At 57.5% G+C, this 22,993-nt stretch carries 19 protein-coding genes, 3 tRNA genes and 1 pseudogene; 10 read left to right on the top strand and 13 right to left on the bottom strand.

Translation table 11 applies throughout. From position 1 onward, the window contains the following. Positions 1 to 206 precede the first annotated feature (206 nt). Entirely contained in the window at positions 207 to 1,214 is a 1,008-nt protein-coding gene (sohB, locus tag I6G90_RS10335; protein WP_005347779.1) for a protease SohB, read from the top strand. 200 nt (positions 1,215 to 1,414) lie between these two features. Further along, complete coding sequence (locus I6G90_RS10330; protein WP_197927372.1) at positions 1,415 to 2,638, top strand: MFS transporter; 1,224 nt, start codon at positions 1,415 to 1,417, stop codon at positions 2,636 to 2,638. 16 nt (positions 2,639 to 2,654) lie between these two features. Here I6G90_RS10330 and I6G90_RS10325 read toward each other — a convergent pair whose 3' ends face one another. Together I6G90_RS10325 and I6G90_RS10320 are read right to left on the bottom strand one after the other, a co-directional pair. After that, positions 2,655 to 3,737: a protoglobin domain-containing protein gene (locus I6G90_RS10325; protein WP_197927370.1), complete on the bottom strand. Its 1,083-nt coding sequence runs from the start codon at positions 3,735 to 3,737 to the stop codon at positions 2,655 to 2,657. A gap of 176 nt (positions 3,738 to 3,913) precedes the next feature. Next, entirely contained in the window at positions 3,914 to 4,267 is a 354-nt protein-coding gene (locus tag I6G90_RS10320) for a DsrE/DsrF/TusD sulfur relay family protein (protein WP_005334901.1), read from the bottom strand. A gap of 158 nt (positions 4,268 to 4,425) precedes the next feature. Between I6G90_RS10320 and I6G90_RS10315 the strand changes: the two genes are divergently transcribed. Continuing rightward, positions 4,426 to 4,818: a DUF1090 domain-containing protein gene (locus I6G90_RS10315; protein WP_197927361.1), complete on the top strand. Its 393-nt coding sequence runs from the start codon at positions 4,426 to 4,428 to the stop codon at positions 4,816 to 4,818. 56 nt (positions 4,819 to 4,874) lie between these two features. On the opposite strand, the pseudogene I6G90_RS10310 reads toward I6G90_RS10315, so the two are convergent. From I6G90_RS10310 to I6G90_RS10295, 4 genes and pseudogenes are all read right to left on the bottom strand, one after another. Continuing rightward, positions 4,875 to 4,955 (bottom strand): annotated as a pseudogene (locus tag I6G90_RS10310) (YfhL family 4Fe-4S dicluster ferredoxin); the annotation flags it as partial. A gap of 27 nt (positions 4,956 to 4,982) precedes the next feature. Continuing rightward, complete coding sequence (locus I6G90_RS10305; RefSeq protein ID WP_005334896.1) at positions 4,983 to 5,231, bottom strand: YfhL family 4Fe-4S dicluster ferredoxin; 249 nt, start codon at positions 5,229 to 5,231, stop codon at positions 4,983 to 4,985. Position 5,232: 1 nt separating this feature from the next. After that, the gene (gene trhP / locus I6G90_RS10300) at positions 5,233 to 6,594 is read right to left on the bottom strand and encodes a prephenate-dependent tRNA uridine(34) hydroxylase TrhP (RefSeq protein WP_042658165.1); all 1,362 of its coding nucleotides are present in this window, start codon (positions 6,592 to 6,594) and stop codon (positions 5,233 to 5,235) included. Positions 6,595 to 6,843: 249 nt separating this feature from the next. Beyond that, positions 6,844 to 7,581 carry an EAL domain-containing protein gene (locus I6G90_RS10295; RefSeq protein WP_197927359.1) on the bottom strand — a complete coding sequence of 246 codons (738 nt, stop codon included), beginning with the start codon at positions 7,579 to 7,581 and terminating at the stop codon, positions 6,844 to 6,846. A gap of 279 nt (positions 7,582 to 7,860) precedes the next feature. On the opposite strand from I6G90_RS10295, the gene I6G90_RS10290 reads away from it, so the two are divergent. From I6G90_RS10290 to I6G90_RS10275, 4 genes are read left to right on the top strand one after another with little or no spacing between them, the layout of a single operon-like run. Continuing rightward, entirely contained in the window at positions 7,861 to 8,565 is a 705-nt protein-coding gene (locus tag I6G90_RS10290) for a hypothetical protein (RefSeq protein ID WP_197927357.1), read from the top strand. A 46-nt stretch (positions 8,566 to 8,611) separates the two neighbouring features. Next, positions 8,612 to 9,103, top strand: a complete 492-nt coding sequence (locus tag I6G90_RS10285; RefSeq protein ID WP_197931128.1) for a CS1 type fimbrial major subunit — start codon at positions 8,612 to 8,614, stop codon at positions 9,101 to 9,103. Between the two features lie 60 nt (positions 9,104 to 9,163). Continuing rightward, positions 9,164 to 11,572 carry a TcfC E-set like domain-containing protein gene (locus tag I6G90_RS10280; RefSeq protein WP_197931127.1) on the top strand — a complete coding sequence of 803 codons (2,409 nt, stop codon included), beginning with the start codon at positions 9,164 to 9,166 and terminating at the stop codon, positions 11,570 to 11,572. Positions 11,573 to 11,609: 37 nt separating this feature from the next. Next, positions 11,610 to 12,803, top strand: a complete 1,194-nt coding sequence (locus I6G90_RS10275) for a hypothetical protein (protein ID WP_197931126.1) — start codon at positions 11,610 to 11,612, stop codon at positions 12,801 to 12,803. Here the strand turns inward: I6G90_RS10275 and I6G90_RS10270 are convergent. After that, the gene (locus tag I6G90_RS10270) at positions 12,800 to 13,438 is read right to left on the bottom strand and encodes a response regulator (protein ID WP_197931125.1); all 639 of its coding nucleotides are present in this window, start codon (positions 13,436 to 13,438) and stop codon (positions 12,800 to 12,802) included. The genes I6G90_RS10275 and I6G90_RS10270 overlap by 4 nt on opposite strands. A gap of 317 nt (positions 13,439 to 13,755) precedes the next feature. Here I6G90_RS10270 and I6G90_RS10265 point away from each other — a divergent pair, with 317 nt between their 5' ends. Then, positions 13,756 to 17,007: an ATP-binding protein gene (locus tag I6G90_RS10265; protein WP_332260275.1), complete on the top strand. Its 3,252-nt coding sequence runs from the start codon at positions 13,756 to 13,758 to the stop codon at positions 17,005 to 17,007. Here the strand turns inward: I6G90_RS10265 and I6G90_RS10260 are convergent. The 5 genes from I6G90_RS10260 to astB form a co-directional block, all read right to left on the bottom strand. Continuing rightward, positions 16,981 to 17,271 (bottom strand): hypothetical protein, encoded by a 291-nt coding sequence (locus I6G90_RS10260; RefSeq protein WP_197931123.1) that lies wholly within the window; start codon positions 17,269 to 17,271, stop codon positions 16,981 to 16,983. The genes I6G90_RS10265 and I6G90_RS10260 overlap by 27 nt on opposite strands. Before the next feature lie 139 nt (positions 17,272 to 17,410). Then, positions 17,411 to 17,495 (bottom strand) — tRNA-Tyr (locus I6G90_RS10255). A 44-nt stretch (positions 17,496 to 17,539) separates the two neighbouring features. Then, positions 17,540 to 17,624: transfer RNA gene (locus tag I6G90_RS10250), tRNA-Tyr, on the bottom strand. A gap of 39 nt (positions 17,625 to 17,663) precedes the next feature. Beyond that, positions 17,664 to 17,748, bottom strand: a tRNA-Tyr gene (locus tag I6G90_RS10245). A gap of 241 nt (positions 17,749 to 17,989) precedes the next feature. After that, positions 17,990 to 19,327, bottom strand: a complete 1,338-nt coding sequence (astB, locus tag I6G90_RS10240) for an N-succinylarginine dihydrolase (protein ID WP_197931122.1) — start codon at positions 19,325 to 19,327, stop codon at positions 17,990 to 17,992. Between the two features lie 355 nt (positions 19,328 to 19,682). Here astB and topA point away from each other — a divergent pair, with 355 nt between their 5' ends. After that, the gene (gene topA / locus I6G90_RS10235; protein ID WP_182969503.1) at positions 19,683 to 22,304 is read left to right on the top strand and encodes a type I DNA topoisomerase; all 2,622 of its coding nucleotides are present in this window, start codon (positions 19,683 to 19,685) and stop codon (positions 22,302 to 22,304) included. A 95-nt stretch (positions 22,305 to 22,399) separates the two neighbouring features. Further along, entirely contained in the window at positions 22,400 to 22,564 is a 165-nt protein-coding gene (locus I6G90_RS10230) for a hypothetical protein (protein WP_162851498.1), read from the top strand. Between the two features lie 16 nt (positions 22,565 to 22,580). Here the strand turns inward: I6G90_RS10230 and I6G90_RS10225 are convergent, their stop codons facing one another. After that, on the bottom strand, positions 22,581 to 22,925 hold the full coding sequence (locus I6G90_RS10225; RefSeq protein ID WP_197931121.1) for an MGMT family protein: 345 nt from the start codon (positions 22,923 to 22,925) through the stop codon (positions 22,581 to 22,583). Positions 22,926 to 22,993 lie beyond the last annotated feature (68 nt).

The raw sequence follows: 22,993 nt of genomic DNA, 5'->3' as shown, positions 1-22,993 counted from the left end.
AAATTCCGGCCATAAGGGCATGGCAATCGGCGCCAAGTGTACTGATCCGCGCGCCTGTTTGACCAGCCAGCGGCAAGAAAAATGTGAAGAAAATAGAGAGGTTGTGATGCTCGGGTTGGTTTTTCCGGGCACTGGCTGCGATTTTTTGCGCGCCTCCATCAAACTCCCTAGAATGTGACGAAAACCGATCCATTGTGGAGTCCATCGTGACATTTCTGACCGAATATGGCCTGTTTTTGGCCAAGACAGTGACCTTCCTGCTGGCCATCGGCGCCATCATCCTGATGATTGTCAGCACTCGCCAGCCGAAAGCGCGCAAGGGGGAGCTGGTGGTGACCGATCTCTCGAGCGAGCTGGAGCAGGGGCAATTTGCGCTCAAGAGCGCGCTGGCCAGCAAGGCCGAGCGCAAGGTGATGGAAAAGCAGCAAAAAGAGGAGCAGAAAAAGCGCGCCAAGGCAGGGGATGAGCGCAGCCGCCTGTTCGTGCTCGATTTCAACGGCAGCATGGATGCCAAAGAGGTGGCCTCCCTGCGCGAGGAGGTGAGCGCGGTGATTGGCGTCGCCCAGCCCGGCGACGAGGTACTGCTGCGGCTCGAATCCGGTGGCGGCGTGGTGCATGGCTACGGCTTGGCCGCTTCCCAGTTGCAGCGACTGCGCGATCGTGACATCAAGCTCACCGTGGCTATCGACAAGGTGGCGGCGAGCGGTGGCTACATGATGGCCTGTGTGGCAGACAAGATCTTGGCTGCCCCCTTTGCCATCGTCGGCTCCATCGGGGTGATCGCCCAGATGCCGAACTTCAACAAGTTGTTGAAAAAGCACGATATCGAATTCGAGATGCACACTGCCGGTCAGTACAAGCGCACTATCACCATGTTCGGCGAGAACGACGATCTGGGGCGCGAGAAGTTTCGCGAGGAGCTGGCGGCGATCCACGAGCGCTTCAAGGCCTTTGTTGCCGAACACCGCCCGCAACTCGATATCGATCAGGTCACGACCGGCGAGCACTGGCTGGCAAGTCAGGCCAAGGGGCTGGGGTTGGTGGATACCCTCTGCACCAGTGATGACTATCTGCTGGCGCAGGCCAGCCACCACAAGGTGATCGGCATCAGCTATCGCAAGCCAAAAAGCCTGACCCAGAAGCTGGGGCAGCAGGGCGCACAGGCGCTGGAGGCGGGATTGGGCCGTTTGTGGCAGCAGAGCCCCTGGCGCTAAGCCCGGTCCCCTGGCGTTAGCTCGAGGGAAATCCCGTGATAAAAAGGCCAGCCGATGCCTATCGGCTGGCCTTTTTGCATCCGGTTGCACCTTGCTGGTGAGCAAAGGTTGTTTCTATTGAGGCCCTCTGTTACAACTGAATGCTTTCCCCGTTTATGACAGGATCTTGTAGTAAGAGCTGCGGGGCATGGAGCATAGCGATGTCATGGAGCACCTTCAGGCAATTTACCCCGCTGGTCTGGATCGTCATTCTGGGCACTTTCATGGTGCGCACCAGCTACTACATGGTGTGGCCCTTCCTCTCCATTTTGCTCTATCGGGAGTATGACCTCTCGGCCACCTTTATCGGCCTGTTGCTGGGGGGCTCGATGGCCCTCTCCACTCTGGTCAGTTTCTACGGCGGCTGGCTCTCTGATCGCTTCGGGCGGCGCAGCATACTGCTGGCCGGTTGTCTGGTGGCGATGCTCTGTTTCGGTCTGCTCGGTTTTTCGCACGAGGTGTTCTGGCTCGGGATCGGGGTGATGGGCAGCGGCCTCTCGTCGGGGCTCATCGATGCGCCCGGCAAGGCGCTGATGGCCGACAGTCTGGCCTCGGCCAAGGCGCGGGAGCTGGCACTGCACCTGCGCTATTTTCTGCTTAATCTCGGGGCTGCGCTGGGGCCGCTGCTGGGTGTGACCCTCGGGATCAACGCCCAGCAGGAGACCTTCCTGTTTCTGGTGGTGAGCTATCTGCTGTTGGCACTGGCCTTTGGCTGGGGATTTCGCCGGGCTGGCAGCGCAGGCAAGCCGGGGGCGGCTGGCCCCGGACTGCGAGATGCCATCAAGGTGTTGCTGGCGGATCGCGCCTTCCTGCTGCTGGTGATGGCCAATCTGCTGATGGTGCTGGTCTACTCCCAGTTTCACTCGCCGCTGGTGCAGTACCTGACCCGGGCCGGTATGCCGCAGGTGGCCGAACTGGTTGCCCTGCTGGTGGCGACCAACGCCCTGACCGTGGTGCTGCTGCAATTTCCGCTGCTACGGTTGTTGTCACGCTGGCCGGTGCGGGTACGGCTTCATATCGGCATGGCGCTCTTTCTGGCGGCCCAGCTGCTCTTCGCGCTGGGGGACCCGACGGTGCGCAGCCACTGGTTTGGCGCAGTGCTGCTGCTCAGCATCGGCGAGACCATCCTGTTCCCACTGCTTAACGTGCTGATCGATCAGATGGCCCCCGCTCATCTCAAGGGGAGCTACTTTGGCGCCAGCGCACTGGCCGGGTTGGGAGGGGCCGCTGGCGCCCTGCTGGGCGGCTGGATCCTCGAGCAGTGGAGCGGCCAGCTGCTCTATGTGCTGATGGCGCTGCTCTGCGTGGCGATTTTTGCGCTCTATGAGTGGGGGGCCAGGGTCTCCCGTCCCGCTTCGCTCCCCGCTGCAACGAAGCGAGGCTGACAGCCAGCCCCGGGGATCAGTGGGTGCTGCCCGGGGTAATCTCCTTGAGCGCCTTCTTGGCCGCGTACATTCGCTCGTCGGCCAGCCGGATCAGGTTGAGCCCGTCATCGTAGTGATCCGGCCCGGTCTGGGCGATACCAATACTGAGGGTGAGATCCTCCAGCTGACCCTTGATGGCCTGAGTCAGTCGTTTGAGATAAATATCCCTGGCCTGACTTTCGCTGCAGTTGGGCAGGATCAGACAGAACTCATCCCCGCCATAGCGAAAGCAGCTGTCTTCGGCACGAAAGACCTGACGGATGCAGTGGCCGACGATCCGCAGGATCTCGTCGCCGCGTTGATGTCCTTCGGTGTCATTGATCTGTTTGAAGTTATCGATGTCGATATAGGCGATGGCCATGGGTTCGGCACGGCGCTGACAGGTGCGCAGGGTCAGCAACAGCAGCTCGTTAAGGTGGCGAACGTTGAGCAATCCGGTCAGGGCATCGGTGCGGTTCAGCTCCTCCAGTTGTCTGGTTCGTTCGCGCACCTTTTGCTCCAGACTCTTGGCATAACTTTCCGATTTCTCTCTGGAAGACTCTATTTCCGACACCAGACTGCGAATATAGGTCTCGAACACCAGGGTGATATCGAACAGAAAGAGTTTGTCCAGCGCGGCCAGCATGACGAGGCGCTCCGGTTCATCGCGGATCTGCTCGAAAATATCCTCGATCAGCAGGGCCTTGAGGGTGTTGATGGCGGCCAGATAGAGTTTGGGCTCGACCCCGATCCGCTTGTGCACCAGCCCGATCCGCAGCCGGTTGTTGACGTACTCCAGATCGTAATGACCGCTGAAGAGATCGAGCACATAGCGCCGTTGTGCGGTGCGCAATCGGGTGAGGGTATCGGCATCGCCGATCAGCAGGGCGATTTCGGTGATGGCCGTCTGCTGCTGGTAGAAGCGATCGACCAGGGCATCGATCCGTGGCTCTATTTTGCCGCAATAGCTCGCCAGCAGCGCCATATCCTGCTCGCTGAGCAGCAGCAACTCCTTGCGATGGGCAATCTCGAATTCGGTGATGCGCATCTGCTCAAGCAGGGTCTGTTCGGTCGGATTCATCGTCGTCCTCTGTCCATGACTGGGCCATTACTCTGTCCGTGAAGCGGTGCAGTGCAAGCAGAATGGGCAACTGACATTGTAGTCATTGAGGAACGAGGGAGCGAAATGACCCCCACTTTGCCTGACGTGAGATGCTCAGTGGCACAAGTGGGGGAGTGCAGGGCAAGCAGATACGATCAGAAGGTCAGTACCTTGTCGGCGGCCAGGGTCCACTGGGCCAGCATCGGCAGGGTGCCGACCTCAATCCCCTCGATCAGTGGCAGGGCTGTGATGCCACGGGCATCGGTGCAGGTCTTGCACAGGCGAATGGTGACGCCCTGAGCCAGCAGGATCTCCAGCATCTGGCGCAGGTTGTACCCTTCGGCCGGTGCCTGACCGGCCAGCGCCGCGCTCACCGCATCAGACATCAGGAACAGCTTCAGGCTGGCACCACCCTGCTCGTTGAGGGCGATAGCGAGGCGCAGTGCGTTGAACAGGGATTCGCTGCCGTAGGGGGCGCCGTTGGCAATCACCACAATTTGTTGATTCATAAGAGACTCCTGATCCTAAAAGGCGTCATTGTAGAACCAAAAGGGTGATGATTGCGTGATGTCGCACAACTTCTGTCGCACCTTTTCCCTGCTTGCTTGACCCGTTGGCGAAACACGGTTCTTATGGTCAGTTCGCAAACATGACCGGGTAAATCGAGATGTGGAAAAGTGTAGGAATAGGGTTGCTGCTGTTGGCGGGTCAGGCCTATGGCAGTGAAGCGGTCGGTTGCAAGGCGCGTCTGCAGGCCGTCAACGACCAACTGGTGTTTGCCAAAGCACACAATAATGCCGGGCAGATTGCTGGGCTGGAGCAGGCCGCGCGCAATATCAAGGCCAACTGCACCGATGAGGGGCTGCTCAAGGAGCAGAAAGAGCGGGTTCACAAGCTGCGTGGCGAGGTGGACGAGCGCTTGCTCGAGTTGCAGGGGGCGAGAGTGAGTGGCAAGCCGGAGAAAATTGCCAAGCAGCAGGCCAAGCTGGAGGAGTCCCAGACCAGGATGCTGGAGGCTCAGCGCGAGCTGGACCAGCTGAGCCGGCTGGTCGGCAAGTGATGGCCAGCCGCTGAACGCAGGATCAAAAAAGGCCGATTGCTCGGCCTTTTTTCGTTTTACTGCCGGTGCATCCGGACGAACTTTTCCATCAGCTGATCTTCGGTCTCCACATGAGCGGGATCCCGGAAGATGCAGTCTGTGAGTCGCAGACGCTGATGCCGGAGTTACTGCCGGTGCATCCGGACGAATTTTTCCATCAGCTGATCTTCGGTCTCCACATGAGCGGGATCCCAGATGATGCAGTCGATAGGGCAGACGCTGATGCAGGTCGGCTTCTCATAGTGACCGACGCACTCGGTGCAGCGACTGGGGTCGATCTCGTAGATCTCCTCCCCCAGGCTGATGGCCTGGTTGGGGCACTCGGGATCGCACATGTCACAGTTGATGCACTTGTCGGTGATGAGCAGTGCCATCTCAGGCCGCCGAGTGGGGCTGACGGGTATCCTGACGCTCGCCCAGATTGCGCAGCAGGATGCCGTAGTTGATGTCCACTTCCTTCGGGACCGGCACATAGACCACATGGCCGTTGCCCGGTGCAGTGTCGATCAGCTCGCCCTTGCGGTTCTGCATCTGTTCCAGATTGAAGCTGAGGTTACCCTGCGGGGTCATCAGCTCCAGGCTGTTGCCCACCAGGAACTTGTTCTTCACCTCGACCTCGACCATGTCGCCGTTGCGACCGGTGATCTCGCCGACAAACTGCTGGGTGTCGGAGACGGAGTAGCCGTAGTCGTAGTTCTGGTATTCGCTGTGGTTGTGACGGCGCAGGAAGCCCTCGGTGTAGCCGCGGTGGGCCAGATTCTCGAGGGTGCCCATCAGGCTGCGATCGAACGGACGACCCGCCACTGCATCATCGATGGCCTTGCGATAGACCTGAGCGGTACGGGCGCAGTAGTAGAAGGATTTGGTGCGGCCTTCGATTTTCAGCGAGTGAACGCCCATCTTGGTCAATCGCTCGACGTGCTCGACGGCGCGCAAGTCCTTGGAGTTCATGATGTAGGTGCCGTGCTCGTCTTCAAACGCGCTCATGTACTCGCCCGGGCGGTTGGACTCTTCCAGCAGCACCAGGGCATCGGTCGGCTTGCCAAGGCCCAGTGTGTTGTCCGGGCGCACGGCGATGGGCTCCTGACGGTGGACGATCTGGCCCACGTCATCTTCTTTACCCTCGTGCACCTTGTACTCCCAGCGGCAGGAGTTGGTGCAGGTGCCCTGGTTGGGGTCACGCTTGTTGATGTAACCGGAGAGCAGGCAGCGGCCGGAGTAAGCCATGCACAGGGCGCCATGGACGAACACTTCCAGCTCCATCTCCGGCACCTGCATGCGGATCTCTTCGATCTCGTCCAGCGACAGCTCGCGGGAGAGAATGGCGCGAGTCAGGCCCATCTGATGCCAGAACTTCACCGTGGCCCAGTTGACCGCGTTGGCCTGCACCGAGAGGTGAATGGGCATATCCGGGAAGGCTTCGCGCATCATCATAATGAGACCGGGGTCGGACATGATCAGCGCATCCGGCTTCATCTCCACCACCGGGCGCATATCGCGGATAAAGGTCTTGAGCTTGGAGTTGTGGGGCTGGATATTGGCCACCACATAGAACTGCTTGCCCAGCGCATGGGCCTCGTTGATGCCGAGCTGCAGGTTTTCGTGATCGAATTCGTTGTTGCGCACCCGCAGGCTGTAGCGGGGCTGGCCGGCATAGACGGCATCGGCGCCATAGGCATAGGCGTAACGCATGTTCTTGAGGGAACCTGCGGGGGAGAGCAATTCTGGTTTAAACATGGCGGACTCTTTATATCTGATTGCAAATCAGGACGGCGCCACCTGATGGCGCCGTATGGGTTGAGTGCGCAGGACTCTGCTCTCGGCAAGAGCGTTCATCACAGCGCGACCCGATGACGGCATACCCGAAACACCTATAGATGAATATGTGCCGGATAAACGGGGTGCGAGATTGTACTCGCCCTCACCGCATCATGCAATTTGGCAGGGAATGGTTGCCAGCGCGAGTCAGCTAGAAAAGCGGGCCGCTCAGGCCCAACGGGAGAGGGGGGCGGGCATGGCGTAGGCGTAACCCTGTTGATAGTCACAGCCGAGCCGGTTGGCAATCTCGATATGGGTCTGGTTTTCTACCCCTTCGCACACCACCTTCATGCCGAGCCGCTGCAGGTATTCCACCAGTCCGGTCAGCATGCGCAAGGCATGGCTACTCTTGACCGCCTGTAGCAGCAGGGAGCGATCCAGCTTGATGATCTCGTAGGGGATCGCCATCACCCGCTGGAAATTGCACTCCTGGGTGCCGAAGTCATCGCAGGCAATATGGGCACCGTGGCTGCGCAGTACCTCGATCAGTGCCCGATGCTGGCTGTGCAGCGGGGCGTACTCCACCACCTCGAACCAGATTGCGATATCCAGTTTGCGAGCCTGTAGCAGCACCAGCAGCAACAGATTCTGATAGGTGGCACTGCCCAGTACCGGATTGAGGTTGATGGAGAGCATATAGGGCCCTCCCTTTGCCAGTGCTGGCAGGTCGCGCAGGATGGATCTGAGCATGACGATGTCCAGATGCAGGGATTCATCTTCGCTCAGGGAGGGGAAATCGATGCCCCGATAGCATTGCTGCTGGGGATCCCAGCGTCTGGCCAGCACTTCAAACCCGATGACCCCCCGATCACGATCAACAATCGGCTGATAAAAGGGCACGGCAATCTCCACTGTCGCCAGGTAGGCCACGTCACTGACCGGAAACTCTTCTTTGAACGCAAACATGGCACTTCCCTGTTGACGGTTATGGCTGTGGATAATACTGGAAGCCACTAAATGTGAGCTGTAGGAATTGTCTGATTATTGGCAGGTAAAATACTTATAAAGTATCAGATTATTCCGATTAAGTCTGGTGCGTGGATTATCTAGACTGGCCTCAACAATGAATCGCCAAACTAAAAAATAAATATAATGTCCGAGTGGTTTATATACGGTTCATTCATATTTGTCAGCGACAGCTTTTGCTGAACTGCCTTCTCTTTTTTGCTATGTGATAATTTTTATATGAGTAAATTTTTTATTTTATTTCTGCTGGTGCTCAGTGGCAACGCCTTGGCATCGCCGGATATCAGTGTTGGCACTTTATATGACTATATGTCGGCAGAGAAAACTACGCTGCTCAAACGGATTCGCAATATTGGCGATGAAACGGCTTTTGTCAAAATAACGTTGGCCGAGATTGTATATGGTGCAGACGGTGTGCCCAAGGAGCGGGATCTACCGGAGGAGGGCGTTCGCCAGCTGGTGACCAGTCCCTCACGGTTGATTATTCCCGCAGGTGGCATGCAGGCTACCCGTTTTATTTACATGGGGGAACGTGAACGTGAACGTTATTTTAGGGTGCGTTTTGTCCCGGTAAAGCCACAGGATGAGGATCTCACCGAATTGCCGCCACAACAGCAAATAAGCGCCGGGGTCAGCATTATGACCGGTTTTGGCACCATTTTGTTTGTGGCACCCAAAGAGACCCGTTATGACACCCGGATTGACCGTGAAAACGGTGTTCTCTATGTGGAGAATCGGGGCAATGCCACCGTTATTCTCGATTATCTGGAACTGTGCGACAAAAAAGAAACGTCGTGCAGTCAACCAGAGAAGATGCATCTGCTGCCCGGCGTTAAAAAGCGGCTCGGTAAAGATGCGACCCGGACGGTTCGTTTTGAACTGATCGAAGGGAAAAAATCGGCATTCAGGGAGTTCAAACTCTGAATCCCGATATATCACAAGAACGACAATCACACCCGAAGGAGTGGCTATGAAGATGTTATCGCTTTTTCCCGCCCTGTTGCTGGCGAGCGGTTCGCTGATGGCGGCCGAGCGCATCGAGCATACGGTAACGGTAACGGCGCAGATCCCGACCGAAAACTTTTATGTGCAACCCGTGGGGGACTGGATGAGTACCCCGCAGAAACTGACCTTCAACCCCTTTAGCCAGAAGCTGGATCCTTTGGCCAAGCAGCTGGAGATGAAGAGCACCATTGGTCCCATCAAGGGCTATCTGGTCTATCCCGCCACCATCGCCAGCGGCAAGGAGAGTATCGGCTTGACAGTCAAGGTGGCAGGCGTTGCGCTGACTACTTCATCTGCTGACTTGCTGAATCAGGCAGATGCCAATACCGGCAAACAGGTCGGGCTGGAGATTATTCCCGCTGTGGCGCCAACCGGTGGCTACAAGCCCGGCAACTATCAGGGGATTGTCAGCATGATGTTTGAATCCGAGGCGCCGCCAGCCCCTCCAGCTACCTAAATCCATAACAGATCAAGACCCAAGGGGCCGTTCGGCCCCTTGTTATTCAGGTTGTTAATCATGATTCGCTCTCTTCTTCTCTTGCTAGGTCTGTTGCTCTCTGCCCCGCTGGTGGCGGCAGATCCGGCACTGCTGCTGCAACAGGCGCGGCAGTTGCCAGAGGGGTTTGAAGAGCACTTTTTTGGTGTCCCCCTGATGGTGAGAGTCACCGTCGATGGCCGCCTGTTGGGTGATGGTGAAGTGCTGCTCGGGCGCGATAACTCGGTGCAACTGCTCTCGTTGCTGGATGTGCAGGAGAGCGAATTTGATGAGCGGGAACGTGAGCGCTGGCTGACCAGGCTGGGATTTCACCTGCCGATCGGCGAGTGCGTCCGCGCCTGTCCCGAAGGCATTGTGGGATTGCAATACAGCCTGGAGGAGTCACAGCTCTCGGTGCTGACCGGGCAGGTGGAGCTGGAGGCGCGGGATCAGCGCTTCATGGCATTGCCCCAAGAGAGCAAGGGTTTGCTGGTCCAGAACCAGCTGAACCTGGTGCAGGGCACTCAGCGCAATGGACACTACAACCTGCAGCTGGAAGGCAGCTGGGGGCAGTGGTCCCCCTTTATGGAGGGGGATGCCACCTGGCAGGAGGGGCAATCGAGCGAAGTGGGCCTGGCTCAGCTATATGGAGAGCGGCTTCATGAGGCCAATTTTTATCGCCTTGGCTTCTTCTTTCCCTCGGCGCAGGGGCTGGTGCGTCAGCCTAACTATTACAGCGGAGCGACCCCCACTGTGCTTGGGATGATGTGGGGCAGTTCGGATTTGCTGCGCCGGGAACGCGGGGTACCCAGTCTGGCACCAATCCAGGTTGCACCAGCTCGGCCGGGCATGGTGGAGATCTATCGTGACAGCAACCTGATCCAGTCCCAGCCGGTCGTATCCGGTTTGCAGGCGCTCGATACCCGCTCGCTACCCGGCGGTATCTACGAGGTGGAACTGCGACTGCTGGAGGATGGTCAGGAGACCCGCCGTTGGCGCGAGATGATCTACAAACCCTCCAACTGGCAGACGCCGGAGGAGCCGTGGCGTTTCAACCTGTTCGCCGGACGCCAGACCCGCTGGCTGGTGCGGCAGGGGGACAGCGATTTGGAAGGGGCCAGTGGCGGTGCGGCGATCAACCACTTGCTGCTTCCATCGTTGGTGGTGGGGGCGGGTAGCCAATATGTGGACAGACGGGCCCAGCACTCCCTCTCGCTCGATTGGGAGGCGACCAGTCAGCTCCACGGTTTTGCCTCCCTCAACCAGAGCGTTGGCATGGGGTGGGGTTACGATCTGCAGGGGATTTATTGGCACGGCAACAGCAGTCTGGTGGCCAGCCATTCGCGCAATCTGCGCAAGCAGGGGGATGCAAGCTCGGTATCCAGCTTGTCACTGCAGCAGTCGCTGGAAAAGTGGGGATCCCTCGGCGTCTATGTTTCTCACCAGTCTGGCCGTGGCAATGGTGCCGATCTGGGGTGGCACTATAGCGATCGATTTTTGGGGCGCTGGGTGACCTGGGGGGTGACCCTGTTCGATCGTCCCGGCAGCGAGAGCACTGCGCAGCAGCGGGATCGCGGCAGCACCCTGAGTCTGACCGTCAACCTGGGGGGACAGGATCGCCAGTTGTCGCTGGGGCTGGGCAGCAATACCTCGCGCTCGGGTGGTGCCCAGCGCAGTGCCTATCTCAACTACCAGCAGGAGGTGGATTGGGGGCCGCTGCGCCAAGTCAGTGTGGGCAGCACCCACGACAGCTATGGTACCGGACTATCCGGCTATGGCCGCTTCGCCGCGCCCTGGTTGGGGGGCGACCTGTTTGCCCAGCACTCCTCTTATAACGAACAGGTGACCGGCGGCATCAATCTGGAGAGCGTGGTGGCACTGGGGCGGGAGGGGGAGCTGGCGCTCGGTTCCCGCGATATGGGCGGCATGGGTAATGAGGCGGCGATGATCCTCGATATCGAGGCCGATGACGAGGCGGCGCAGATCCGGGTCAGTGACGATCAGGGTAGCGTGCAGACCCTCGGGCCCGGACGCCATCTGGTCTCTGTGCCAGCCTTGCAAAGCGGCACCTTGCAACTGGAGATGGCCGATCACGAGGGGGCGCCGCTCACCATCAAGCCCACCGTGCTCCCCTACCACCTTAACCGCGGCGGAGTGGGTTATGGCCAGGTGAATGCCGTGAGCACCGTCACTGTGATTGGCCGCTTGCTGGACGAGCAAAACCAGCCGCTGCGTGGTGCCATGGTCAGCAACCCCATAGGGCGGGCATTTACCGAAAACGATGGTTTTTTTGCGCTGGAGGCGAGTCGACGACAACCAGAATTTAGCGTGGAACATAATGGCTCCCTTCAGTGTGATAAATCAGCAGGGGACAGCAGTCGTATTGAAGAGTCAGATATCATGTTGCTGGGTGAGTTGAAATGTACACCTTTGGTGACCAGTAAAAAATAATGGCATTTTATAATTCACCACTAAGATGGACTTTAATATGAAATCCCAGCTAACAATCGTATTTTTAATGCTGATGCTTTTTTCTGAAATAGCATCATCGCAAACTATTAAGGTGACTGCTGAATACAAACCTGCCTCTTATGAGACAAGTGGTGGGCGGTTTGTCAGCACGACACCATGTCTTAAAACAGCTAGTGGGATGTGGTTGAGTTATTGTCGTGGTGAAATATCATCACTTGACAGCCTCCTTTTCTCTATTAGTTACGGGGTGACGCGTACTGCGAAAAAACGTGTAGACAATCCTAAGGACTCTATTTTTTACATGCAGTCATTTAGTCAGAAAGAAATGATTGTGACTTCTGCAAAGGGGATTAGTTATCGAGTTTCACTTACTCCAGAAATGTTGGGGGCGCATTTTGATGCGACGATATATAATGAGACAGCTCGGCCTATCTATGATGGTTTTAGTAACCCCAAAGGCGGTTGTAGCTATTTGGATAAGCAAGTCGCTGGCAATACAGATTGGCTAGCCTGGATGGTATTATGGGGGAATGTTGCAGGGAAATCATGTTACACTGCGTTATCGACAGATGTTGGGGTTACAGTAAAAGCATTGTTTTTTGGTTTCAAGATAAAACCACCTTCACCATTAGATATGCCAAATGGGGTATACAACGGTTCTATAACATTATCGGTATCCTCGAATGGCGATATCAGTTTGGGAAATGGCACATATAATGACACCAAGTTGATTATTGATTTGACCCTTACAGTACGCCATCAATTGAAAGTAGATTTTCCTAGAGGATACAGCGATGAGCATAGTCAAGTAACCTTGCTGCCACCGGGGGGATGGATTAATTGGATTCATAATGGAAAGCGAGAGCTAAGCATATTGCAGCAAGATCTTCCTTTTCGGATATGGTTTAGTGCCCCGTTTACCGTAGCGCTGCGTTGCCAACATCAATGGGGCACCGAGTGTGGGCTAAAAGATAGTAAGGGGCGAACAGTCCCTTTAAAGACATATTATGTGAACAGAGTCAATGAAATGACTCTATTGACGACAAGTCAATACAAATTTGTACTTCCTGTACAGGGGAAACCGATTATCAACGCAGCCAGAGCGATTCGATTTCAGGTTATTGGTGGGACGGTCACCGAGATGATGAAATACCCAGGTTCCAATTTTAAAGGGGATGTAACTTTGATATTTGATGCGTCTATCGACTAACAGAGACCACTGCTTTTGGCATAGTCAAAGAGGGCACTATCACTGGTAATACCCAGCCGCACCATGGCACTCTTTTTCTGGGTGCTGATGGTTTTAACGCTGCGATGCAGATAGTCGGCAACCTCGGAAACCGACATGCCGCTGGCCAGCAGGCGGACAACTTCAGACTCTTTGGGGGTCAACGGACTTATATTGCCTTGAGAGGATACACCGGCATCGGCCAGCAGCATGTTTACCGCAGGGCCAATATAGCGATGGCCAAGTAATATCTGGCGAATGGCATCGGCCAGTTCGTTGATCACCGATTTTTTCAGTATCAGACCGTTTACCCCAACCTGAATAAGGGATTGCAAGATGGCGCTGTTCTGGATTTGGGTCAGCACAATAATAGGCAGGTTTGGATAATCCCGGCGCAACTGCTGGATCATCACCAGGCCATCGCAGCGGGTATCTCCCGGCATACTGAAATCGGTAATCAACAGATCACAATGATGTTGTTGCAATGATTTCAGCAACTCAGATACCTGATATGCCTCGGCGATCACTTCACAATGGGGGGTTATCTGGTCAATCAGGCTACGGATCCCGGTCAGAATCAAGGGATGGTCATCGGCAAGAATAATCTTGAAGGACATGGATGAGCCTCTTATAAAACGGTGAGTAATATTCAGGCTATCAAAACTAACATTTCTATACTACCGTGCGCACCCCATTTTTTAGGGGACATCTATCTTTTGGAAAATATATGTGAATCGTTATGCCTATATATTATTCGCCCATGCCATTAATCAAACGGTTCATAATTATTGCACTGTTTTTTTTCTTGACCCCAGTGACGTTTTCGGCGCCGCTCCTTGCTGCGCGCACTGTCAATGTGGGCATTGTGGCCGGAGGTTGGGGCCCTTTTCAACAGTGGAATGGCAAGATCGCAGCCGGGTTCAGCGTTGAATTGATGGAACAATTAGCCCAAAAGCTGGACTACCGGATTGCCTGGCAGGTCTACCCCGACTGGGAGGGCATGTATGCCGATGCCTGCCGTGGCAAGGTCGATATTCTGCTGGATGCCTTTAACTCTGAGGTACGCCAGTGCGTTACCTATAGCTTGCCTTACTACACCTCGCCGACTGTGGTGGTGGTGCGACAAGACAGCGCCCTGTTTCGTGATGTGAGTCGCTTGCAGTCCTCGAGCATTGCTATCGAGAAGGGGTTTATAACGGAAAAACTGGTCAGACTGCACTACCCGAATGTCACACCGCGGCTGTTTGTCGATACCCGCAGCGCACTACAGGCGGTCGAGCAAGGGCGGGCAGATGCCTATATCGGCAACCTCCATGTGGCCAATCTGTTTATCGAGCATCACCCGGCGTTGGCGGTGGTTGCCCAGTCTCCCTTGTTGATGGAAACCCTGCATCTTGGCGTCGTCAGCCAGAAGCACTCCCTTGCTATCCGGCTTGATACGGCCATTCAGGCGCTGACGGTCGAGGCGCGCAGTGCACTTGAAAAACGCTGGTTGGGGGAGAGCCTGACCCCCAATTTTATGGGGCACAGCAATTTCTTGTTGCGTCCCGATGAGCGTGCCTGGCTCTCGACACTGCCGCCGTTGAAGCTGGGATTACTCCCCGGTTGGGCCCCCTTCTCTTACCGCGATGAGGAGGGGAATTCGGTCGGTTTAATGGCTGATTACCTTGCCTTGCTGCAAGAGAGGCTGGGGTTGGCTTACGATCGGCTGCCCGTCGAGAACTGGCCCGAGTTGCAGCAGTTGTTGCTGCATCACGATGTGGATCTGGCGGTCTTGCCAACCCGGGTTATCGAGCAGCTGGTGGGGTGGCATGGCAGCGAGCCCTTCGCGTCATTTCCCATGGTGCTGGTGACGGCCCGTGGCAGCCTGCCTATCGGGGATATTTCTGATCTGGCTGGCAAGCATCTGCTGCTGACGGACAGCATGTTGATCCCCCGGCTCAGGGCGCTGGTGCCCGATCTCAAGCTGACCACGACCCGCAATGCCAACGAAGGGATGGCTCGTGTCGCAGCCGGGGCGGGTGATGCCTATATCGGCAATCTGGTGGTGGTTTCTCGCCTCATAGCCGAGCAGTTTGATGACCGGCTTCATATTGCCGCGCCCACCCCCTTCAAGGATGAGTTGGCCGTTGCGGTGCGCGAGTCCTATGCCCCCTTGTTGCCTTTAATCAATCGGGTGTTTACCAGCATGAGCGACAAGGAGAAGCGGCAGATCCGCAATAGCTGGTTGGCATTGAACTACAGCGAGGGGATTTCGTGGCAAAAATTGATCCGGACTCTGATCCCCGTCGGGTCCGGGATCGTCCTGTTTATCCTCGCACTCTCGGTGGCGTACTGGCGGTTGCGTCAGGAGATTGTCCGCCGCCAGCGGGTTGAGGCCGCGCTGGCCACCGCCAAGGCAAAGGCCGAGGCGGCTGCCAGCCAGAAAGGGGAGTTTCTGGCCACCATGAGCCACGAAATTCGCACCCCCATGAATGGCATCGTCGGCATGGCGGAGCAACTCACCTTCACCGAGCTGACCCAGGATCAGCGCCAGATGGTGGAGATCATCAACCGCGGTGCTCAGGGGTTGCATGCACTGATCGACAATGTGCTCGACTTCGCCAAGCTGGAGGCGGGCAAGATGCAGCTCGAACAAGCCCCGTTCCTTGTCCGGGAGCTGCTCGACAGCGTGCTGACCATGACGATGAGCGAGGTACACCGCAAGGGGTTGCGCGTTTACCTGTGGGCGGATGCCGGTGTGGCAGCCCGGGTAAGCGGTGATGCGCTGCGTCTGCGCCAGATCCTGTTCAACTTTGTCAGCAATGCCATCAAGTTCACCGAGCGAGGCTTTATCGAGATCTCGGTGCAACAGCTGGCGCAGGAGGAGGGGCAACAGCAACTGCGCTTCGGCGTGCGCGACAGCGGCATCGGTATGAGTGCCGAGGCGCTTGGCCGGATCTTCAATGCCTTTGAGCAGGCTGAGAGCGCTACTACTCACAGTTATGGTGGTACGGGTCTGGGACTGAGTATCTGTCAGACCCTGGCTCGCTTGATGGGGGGGGAGATCCGGCTGGAGAGTGCGCCCGGGCTTGGCACCGTCATCACCCTGACGGTCACGCTGCCGGTACTGGCGCAGCGAGAGCCGGATCCCCGGCTGAACAGGATGCAGGCTTCTGTCGAGCTGCATGACGAGAAGTTGTGCCACACCCTGCTGTTGCATCTCGATGCACTGGGGATTGAGCGCACCACGCAGCACAGCGACGCTGAGTTGCGTTTCAGTGACAATCTGCAGGCGCCTGAAGGGGTTATCTGTGTGTTGCCACTGACATCACCTCTCGGCTATCGCTACGAGGCGGGACGCTATCTGCTCAACAGCAACCCCATGACCTGGCATGCGGTGCGGGAGGTCTGTTATCGCCAGCTGGCCTGGGTGGATGGGGTGGCTGCGTCATCGTTGCAAGAGCAGGTGCAGGGCAAGCCTTTGCTGCCCTGTCGAGTGCTGCTGGTGGAGGATAATCCCCTCAACCAGGCACTGGTGATGCGCCAGCTCAGGCAGCTTGATCTGAGCTGCGATCTGGCGGAGCACGGCCAGCAAGCCCTCGAGATGGTTGCGCAGCACTCCTATGATCTGGTGCTCTGTGATTGCCAGATGCCGGTGATGGATGGCTATGAATTCACGCGCAATATACGTGCAGCCGAGCAGGGCGAGCGCCTGCTGATCATCGCCATGACGGCCAATGTGTTGCCGGAACAGGTTGAACGCTGTTTCGCCGCGGGCATGGACGATCTGCTGGGCAAGCCGGTGCTGCTGGACGGGCTGCGTCAGATGTTGCAGAAGTGGCGCATCTTGCCATCGTCCCCATTGATTGATGTCGCTGCCATGGCGGCATTTTTTGGCCAAGGTGACAAATTGCGGCAGATGTTTCCGCTCTTTCGTCAGGAGCTTGAACAGGCGATGACGCAGCAGCCACAGGATGACAAGGCATTGGCCAATTGGGTACATCGTCAGGCTGGCACCATCAGTATGATGATGGCGCCGCAGCTCGCCGAAGAGGCATGGCGACTGGAAGAGAAGATCCGTCAGCTCGGGGCGCAGGTTTGTATGAACGAACTGGCCCTATTTCGCACTCGGTTGCAGCACATCATCGGGGAGTTGCGGCAGTTGAGCGAGAGCGACTCAGCTATCGAGGGAGAGCTGAAATAGTGGAAACTGTTCACTCATAAAGTCGCGGGGGCTGTGACCATTGCCTGCACTGGCCAGCCACTCCCAGTCCAGTTTTGGTGAGCCGGCTTTGAAGCGTTGATAGGCAACGCCCTGGTGGATGGTCAGAAAGAGGGTCGTGGGAAGTCCCAGCTTGTTGCTGTAGCGCACCATCAGATCGCCCTGATAGTCGTTGCTAATTCTGACTTTGAGCGCCTGCAGTGTCAGGCCGGTGGCGTGACCGTGCTCGTCCCAGACTTCAAACATGATGTGAATACTCTGATGTCGATGATGCCACGATGAGCAAGATTGAATGCAATTGCAACTGTCAGATCTGACAAGGGCAGAAACGAGTGGGTGGGTATACAAAGCGAAAACCCGGCGCGAGGCCGGGTCTTCTGAATGATGGTGGAGGGAGAAGGATTCGAACCTTCGAAGGCAGAGCCGTCAGATTTACAGTCTGATCCCTTTGGCCGCTCGGGAACCCCTCCACAGGGGCAAAGCAAATTGTATTCAGCCACTTCAATCAGGGAAATGGTGGAGGGAGAAGGATTCGAACCTTCGAAGGCAGAGCCGTCAGATTTACAGTCTGATCCCTTTGGCCGCTCGGGAACCCCTCCACGGGGTATTTCCTGATTGTCACTACGTTTGCACTTGAATGGTGGAGGGAGAAGGATTCGAACCTTCGAAGGCAGAGCCGTCAGATTTACAGTCTGATCCCTTTGGCCGCTCGGGAACCCCTCCCCAAGTGCGAGGCGCATACTATCAGATCCAGAGGCTTTGTGAACCCCTTGATGAGGCATCTGGCAGTAAAAAATGACTGTTCGTCGATTTTTTGATACATCCAGCTCAAAATTCAAGCTTATCAGCAAGTTGTGCGCTGCTTTTCTGCACAAAGCAGCATGCGTGCAAGCTGGCGATCACGGTGAACACGAGGCAGATAAGAGAAGACTGCCAGTGTCGGCGGTCTTCCCAGGCATCACATCTAGCGCTGGAACGGGTAGACCGAACCCAGTTTCAGGATCTGGGTCAGCTCGTCCAGTGCGCTGCGGGACTCCTGCACCAGCGCCGGATCCCGCAGATCATCGAGGGTCAGGCGGTCGCGGTAGTGGCGATCCACCCAGCCGTCGAGGCGGGCAAACTGGCTGTCGTTGATCAGGCAGGCCGGATTGACCGCAGCGAGCTCCTGATCGTTCATGGCGACCCGCAGCCGCAGGCAGGCCGGGCCGCCGCCATTGCGCATGCTCTGTTTCACATCCATGTAATGCACCGTCTTGATCGGGGTACCCTGCGTCAGCAGCTTGTCGAGATAGGCAGAGACCGCCGGATTGTCGCGGCACTCGGTGGGGGCGATGATCGCCATCTCGCCATTGGGCAGGGTGAGGATCTGGGTGTTGAACAGGTAGGATTTCACCGCATCCAGCACGGAGACCTCGGCGGTCGGCACTTCGATAAAGTGCAGATCCCCCTCGCCAAACTTGCCGCTGATCTCGGCCAGCACCGCCTCGGTGTTGAGGAACGCTTGTTGGTGGAAGAACAGCACGTTCTGGTTGCCCACCGCGATCACGTCGTTATGGAACACCCCCTGATCGATCACCTCCGGGTTTTGCTGGATAAACACCACGCTCTCCTCGCCGAGGCCATGCAGGCGGGCGATGGCCTGACTCGCCTCCAGAGTCTGGCGGGCCGGGTAGCGCGTCGGCGCCGGGCGGGAGTAGTCAAAGGCGCTGCGGCCATAGACAAACAGCTCGACCCCTGCCTCGCCATAGGCACGGCAGAGGCGGGTGTGGTTGGCGGCGCCCTCGTCGCCGAAGTGATCATTTTCCGGCAGGTGGAGGTGGTGGCTGAAGTGGCGATCATTGTTGAACACGGCGCGCAGGATACGGCCCGTGACGTCCGGCTCCAGAGAGCGGTGAAACTTGTTGGTCAGGTTGGCGGGGGTGAAGTGAATGCGGCCATCCTGGGTATCGGCACTGGGAGAGACGGTGGCGGCGTTGGCGGTCCACATGCTGGAGGCTGAATAGCAGGCGGCCAGTACGGCGGGAGCCTGTTTGGCGGCCTGCTCCAGCACCCGGGAATCGCTGCCGGTGAAGCCGAGGCGGCGCAGGGTGGCGAGATCGGGACGCTCTTGTGGCGCCAGTACCCCCTGGGTCATGCCAAGCTCGGTCAGCGCCTTCATCTTGCGCAGCCCCTGTTTGGCGGCCTCTTTCGGATTGGAGGCCTCCTGGGCATTGCTCTGGGAGGCAACGTTGCCGTAGGAGAGGCCGGCATAGTTGTGAGTCGGGCCGACCAGACCGTCGAAATTGACCTCGAAGTGCTTCATTGAGTACATCCTTTCGATTTTTATGATGGGTAGCGGTTCCTTCCGCGCACGATGCGTCGGGGTTGGGCCATTATAAAGAGATTTTATGTTTTTGTAACAAGCCGGTAACTAGCAGCCGTTTTTATGTCGTTTCAGATATAAAAAGAGGGGCGGTATGGCAGAAAATTGAAAAAGCGGTTGCGTCTGGCCCGCACCCTTCGCATTAATAAATAAAGAAGCAATAAAAGAAGCCGTGTGGTTCGGGCTGGTCAGGCAAATTTGCTCACAAGATTGCTTTTTCGCGCCAAATCTCTTATACAGCCCCACAAAACCGCACACCAACCCCGTCGGGTGCAATGAGGATAATAGTTACAGCATGGGCAAATCACTGGTCATAGTGGAGTCTCCGGCCAAGGCCAAGACGATCAACAAATATCTGGGCAAGGACTACGTGGTGAAATCCAGCGTGGGTCATGTTCGCGATCTGCCCACCAGCGGCAGCGCCAGCACCGAGCCCAAGAAACCTGTCATTCGCGGCATCAAGTTGAGCGAAACCGAGAAGGCTGCCAAGGATCGCAAGGCCCTGTTTGCCCGGATGGGTATCAATCCGACCGCTGGCTGGCAGGCTAACTACCAGATTTTGCCCGGCAAGGAGAAGGTGGTCAGCGAGTTGCAAAGTCTGGCCGAGAAAGCCGACACCATCTATCTCGCAACCGACTTGGATAGAGAAGGGGAAGCGATCGCCTGGCACCTGCGCGAGATCATCGGTGGCGACGACAGCCGCTACAAGCGCGTGGTGTTCAACGAGATCACCAAGAGCGCCATCAAGGAGGCGTTTGCCCAGCCGTCCGAACTCAATATTGACCGCGTCAATGCCCAGCAGGCCCGTCGTTTCCTCGACCGCGTGGTGGGTTACATGGTCTCCCCGCTCTTGTGGAAGAAGCTGGCTCGCGGTCTCTCCGCCGGTCGGGTGCAATCCGTTGCGGTGCGCCTCATCGTCGATAAAGAGCGCGAAATCAAGGCGTTCGTACCGGTCGAGTTCTGGGATCTCAATGCCGACCTGCTGACCGGTGACAAGGCTGATCTGCGGATGGAAGTGGTCAGCCGCAACGGCGCCGACTTCAAGCCGGTGACCCAGGCCGAGACCTTCGCCGCCGTGGCGGCCCTGGAAGGGGTCGACTACAAGGTCGTTAACCGGGAAGACAAGCCGACCGGCTCCAAACCCTCTGCGCCGTTCATCACCTCCACCCTGCAGCAGGCGGCCTCTACCCGTCTGAGCTTCGGGGTCAAGAAGACCATGATGATGGCCCAGCGTCTCTATGAAGCGGGTTACATCACCTATATGCGTACCGACTCCACCAACCTCAGCAAAGAGGCGGTTGAAGCGGTGCGTGAATATATCGGCGAGCAGTATGGCGCAGCCTATCTGCCGGCCGAGCCGAACCTCTATGGTTCCAAGGCCGGTGCCCAGGAAGCGCATGAGGCGATCCGTCCCTCCAGCGTGCTGGTCACGTCCGAGATGCTGGAAGGGATGGAGCCGGATGCCATGCGTCTGTACGATCTCATCTGGCGTCAGTTTGTTGCCTGCCAGATGACCCCGGCCCAGTACGACTCCTCTACCCTGACCGTCAAGGCGGGTGAGTTCGAGTTGAAGGCCCGTGGCCGTACCCTGCGCTTCGCCGGTTGGACCAAGGCGCTGCCGCCGATGGGTCGCAAGGGCGAAGATAGTCAGCTGCCTGCGGTGACCGTGGGCGAGGTACTGAAACTGGTCAAGCTGGATCCGCGCCAGCACTTCACCAAGCCGCCTGCTCGATTTACCGAAGCGGCGCTGGTGCGTGAGCTGGAAAAGCGCGGCATCGGCCGTCCGTCTACCTACGCATCCATCATCTCCACCATCGTCGATCGCGGTTATGTGCGGGTCGAGAGCCGTCGTTTCTTCGCCGAGAAGATGGGCGAGATCGTCACCGATCGTCTGGTCGAGAACTTCGTCGAGCTGATGAACTACGAGTTCACCGCCAAGATGGAAGACAAGCTCGATGGCATCGCCGAAGGGACGCTGGAGTGGAAGAAGGTGCTGGATGCCTTCTACGCCGAGTTTACCCAGGAGCTGGAGAAGGCCGACAAGGCGCCCGAAGAGGGTGGCATGCGCGCCAACCAGATGGTGATGACCGACATCGACTGCCCGGATTGCGGCCGCAAGATGGGTATCCGCACTGCCACCACCGGCGTGTTCCTCGGCTGCTCCGGCTATGCCCTGCCGCCGAAAGAGCGCTGCAAGAAGACCATCAACCTGGTCTCTGCCGACGAGTTTGTCTCCACCACTGACGGTGACGAAGCGGAAACCGAAGCTCTGCGCGCCAAGCACCGCTGCGGCGTCTGTGGCACCGCGATGGATGCCTACATCATCGATGACAGCCGCAAGCTGCATGTCTGTGGCCGAAATCCGGACTGCGATGGCTACGAAATCGAGAAGGGCCAGTTCAAGCTCAAGGGCTACGAAGGGCCGAGCATCGAGTGCGACCGTTGCGGAGCAGAGATGCAGCTCAAGAACGGCCGTTTCGGCAAGTACATGGGTTGCACCAACGAGACCTGCAAGAACACCCGCAAGATCCTGAAAAATGGCGATATCGCACCGCCGAAAGAGGATCCGGTGCCGTTGCCTGAGCTCAAGTGCACCCAGTCCGACGCCCACTTTGTGCTGCGTGACGGTGCTGCCGGTCTGTTCCTGGCGGCCAGCAACTTCCCCAAGTCCCGCGAGACCCGCGCGCCGCTGGTGGAAGAGCTGCAACGCTTCAAGGATCGCATCTCCGCCAAGCACAAGTATCTGGCCGGTGCCCCGCTCACCGATCCGGACGGCAACCCCGCCATCGTGCGCTTCAGTCGCAAGACCAAGGAGCAGTACGTGATGAGCGAGGTTAACGGCAAGGCGACGGGCTGGACCGCTCACTACGATAACGGTACCTGGCAAGAGAGTTTGCCGAAGGCCAAAAAAGCCTGATGAGAAAGAGGCCCCGACATGGGGCCTCTTTGCTTATGGATAGCGGTATACTGAGACAGCTGCAAGGAGTGTAGCGTTGTAACAAGGAGGTTGAGATGGAGATTAACGAGATCCGGCCGGGCATGAGCTGCATGACCCGGGAAGGGGCGGCCTATGTGCTGGAGGTGGACCGGCAGAGCCTGCTGGTGCTGCTGCAGCGCGAGGACGAGACCATACCGGTGCAGGTGCGCAGCGAAGAGATCCTGGCGCCGCTGGAGTGATCCGGCAGTGACCCCCTCAAAACGGCAGTAGAAAAAGCAGCTCGGCCAAGTCGGGCTGCCATTGCCACTCCTTCATTCTGACCCGCCCCCCGATCACCACGACCCCCTCTTGCTGCAATTGTCCCGTCTGCTCGGCAAAGCCTTGCGATCCTTTGGGTAGCGAGATGGTGCCTGCGGCGCCCAGTACCCGATGCCAGGGCAGTACCTTGTCGGTTTCCCGCAGCACCTTGCCCACCAGTCTGGCCCGTCCGGGCAGCCCGGCCAGATCGGCCACCTGACCATAACTGACCACCTTGCCAGCCGGGATCAGGGCGATGATCGCCTCGATTCTTGCCACTTTTTCATGGGAAGGGTGAAACATGGATGCCTGTTGTTGCTGCTGTACGGATGGGCCATTGTGGCCTCTCGGCGTAGCTGGGAGCAAGAGTG

Source organism: Aeromonas allosaccharophila (assembly GCF_016026615.1).
In the GTDB taxonomy this organism is placed as follows: Bacteria; Pseudomonadota; Gammaproteobacteria; order Enterobacterales; family Aeromonadaceae; genus Aeromonas; species Aeromonas allosaccharophila.
The sequence above is the reverse complement of the archived record's forward strand: the minus strand, read 5'-3'. Positions and strand labels throughout refer to the sequence as shown.

What these genes read in the sequence shown, in the direction of transcription:
- astB (WP_197931122.1), bottom strand. Translation starts at nt 19,327, where the DNA reads ATGAAGCACTTCGAGGTCAATTTCGACGGTCTGGTCGGCCCGACTCAC.
- trhP (WP_042658165.1), bottom strand. Translation starts at nt 6,594, where the DNA reads ATGTTTAAACCAGAATTGCTCTCCCCCGCAGGTTCCCTCAAGAACATG.
- topA (WP_182969503.1), top strand. Translation starts at nt 19,683, where the DNA reads ATGGGCAAATCACTGGTCATAGTGGAGTCTCCGGCCAAGGCCAAGACG.
- I6G90_RS10265 (WP_332260275.1), top strand. Translation starts at nt 13,756, where the DNA reads ATGGAACAATTAGCCCAAAAGCTGGACTACCGGATTGCCTGGCAGGTC.
- I6G90_RS10275 (WP_197931126.1), top strand. Translation starts at nt 11,610, where the DNA reads ATGAAATCCCAGCTAACAATCGTATTTTTAATGCTGATGCTTTTTTCT.
- I6G90_RS10225 (WP_197931121.1), bottom strand. Translation starts at nt 22,925, where the DNA reads ATGTTTCACCCTTCCCATGAAAAAGTGGCAAGAATCGAGGCGATCATC.
- I6G90_RS10270 (WP_197931125.1), bottom strand. Translation starts at nt 13,438, where the DNA reads ATGTCCTTCAAGATTATTCTTGCCGATGACCATCCCTTGATTCTGACC.
- I6G90_RS10290 (WP_197927357.1), top strand. Translation starts at nt 7,861, where the DNA reads ATGAGTAAATTTTTTATTTTATTTCTGCTGGTGCTCAGTGGCAACGCC.
- I6G90_RS10280 (WP_197931127.1), top strand. Translation starts at nt 9,164, where the DNA reads ATGATTCGCTCTCTTCTTCTCTTGCTAGGTCTGTTGCTCTCTGCCCCG.
- I6G90_RS10320 (WP_005334901.1), bottom strand. Translation starts at nt 4,267, where the DNA reads ATGAATCAACAAATTGTGGTGATTGCCAACGGCGCCCCCTACGGCAGC.
- I6G90_RS10295 (WP_197927359.1), bottom strand. Translation starts at nt 7,581, where the DNA reads ATGTTTGCGTTCAAAGAAGAGTTTCCGGTCAGTGACGTGGCCTACCTG.
- I6G90_RS10285 (WP_197931128.1), top strand. Translation starts at nt 8,612, where the DNA reads ATGAAGATGTTATCGCTTTTTCCCGCCCTGTTGCTGGCGAGCGGTTCG.
- I6G90_RS10315 (WP_197927361.1), top strand. Translation starts at nt 4,426, where the DNA reads ATGTGGAAAAGTGTAGGAATAGGGTTGCTGCTGTTGGCGGGTCAGGCC.
- I6G90_RS10260 (WP_197931123.1), bottom strand. Translation starts at nt 17,271, where the DNA reads ATGTTTGAAGTCTGGGACGAGCACGGTCACGCCACCGGCCTGACACTG.
- I6G90_RS10305 (WP_005334896.1), bottom strand. Translation starts at nt 5,231, where the DNA reads ATGGCACTGCTCATCACCGACAAGTGCATCAACTGTGACATGTGCGAT.
- I6G90_RS10325 (WP_197927370.1), bottom strand. Translation starts at nt 3,737, where the DNA reads ATGAATCCGACCGAACAGACCCTGCTTGAGCAGATGCGCATCACCGAA.
- I6G90_RS10330 (WP_197927372.1), top strand. Translation starts at nt 1,415, where the DNA reads ATGTCATGGAGCACCTTCAGGCAATTTACCCCGCTGGTCTGGATCGTC.
- I6G90_RS10230 (WP_162851498.1), top strand. Translation starts at nt 22,400, where the DNA reads ATGGAGATTAACGAGATCCGGCCGGGCATGAGCTGCATGACCCGGGAA.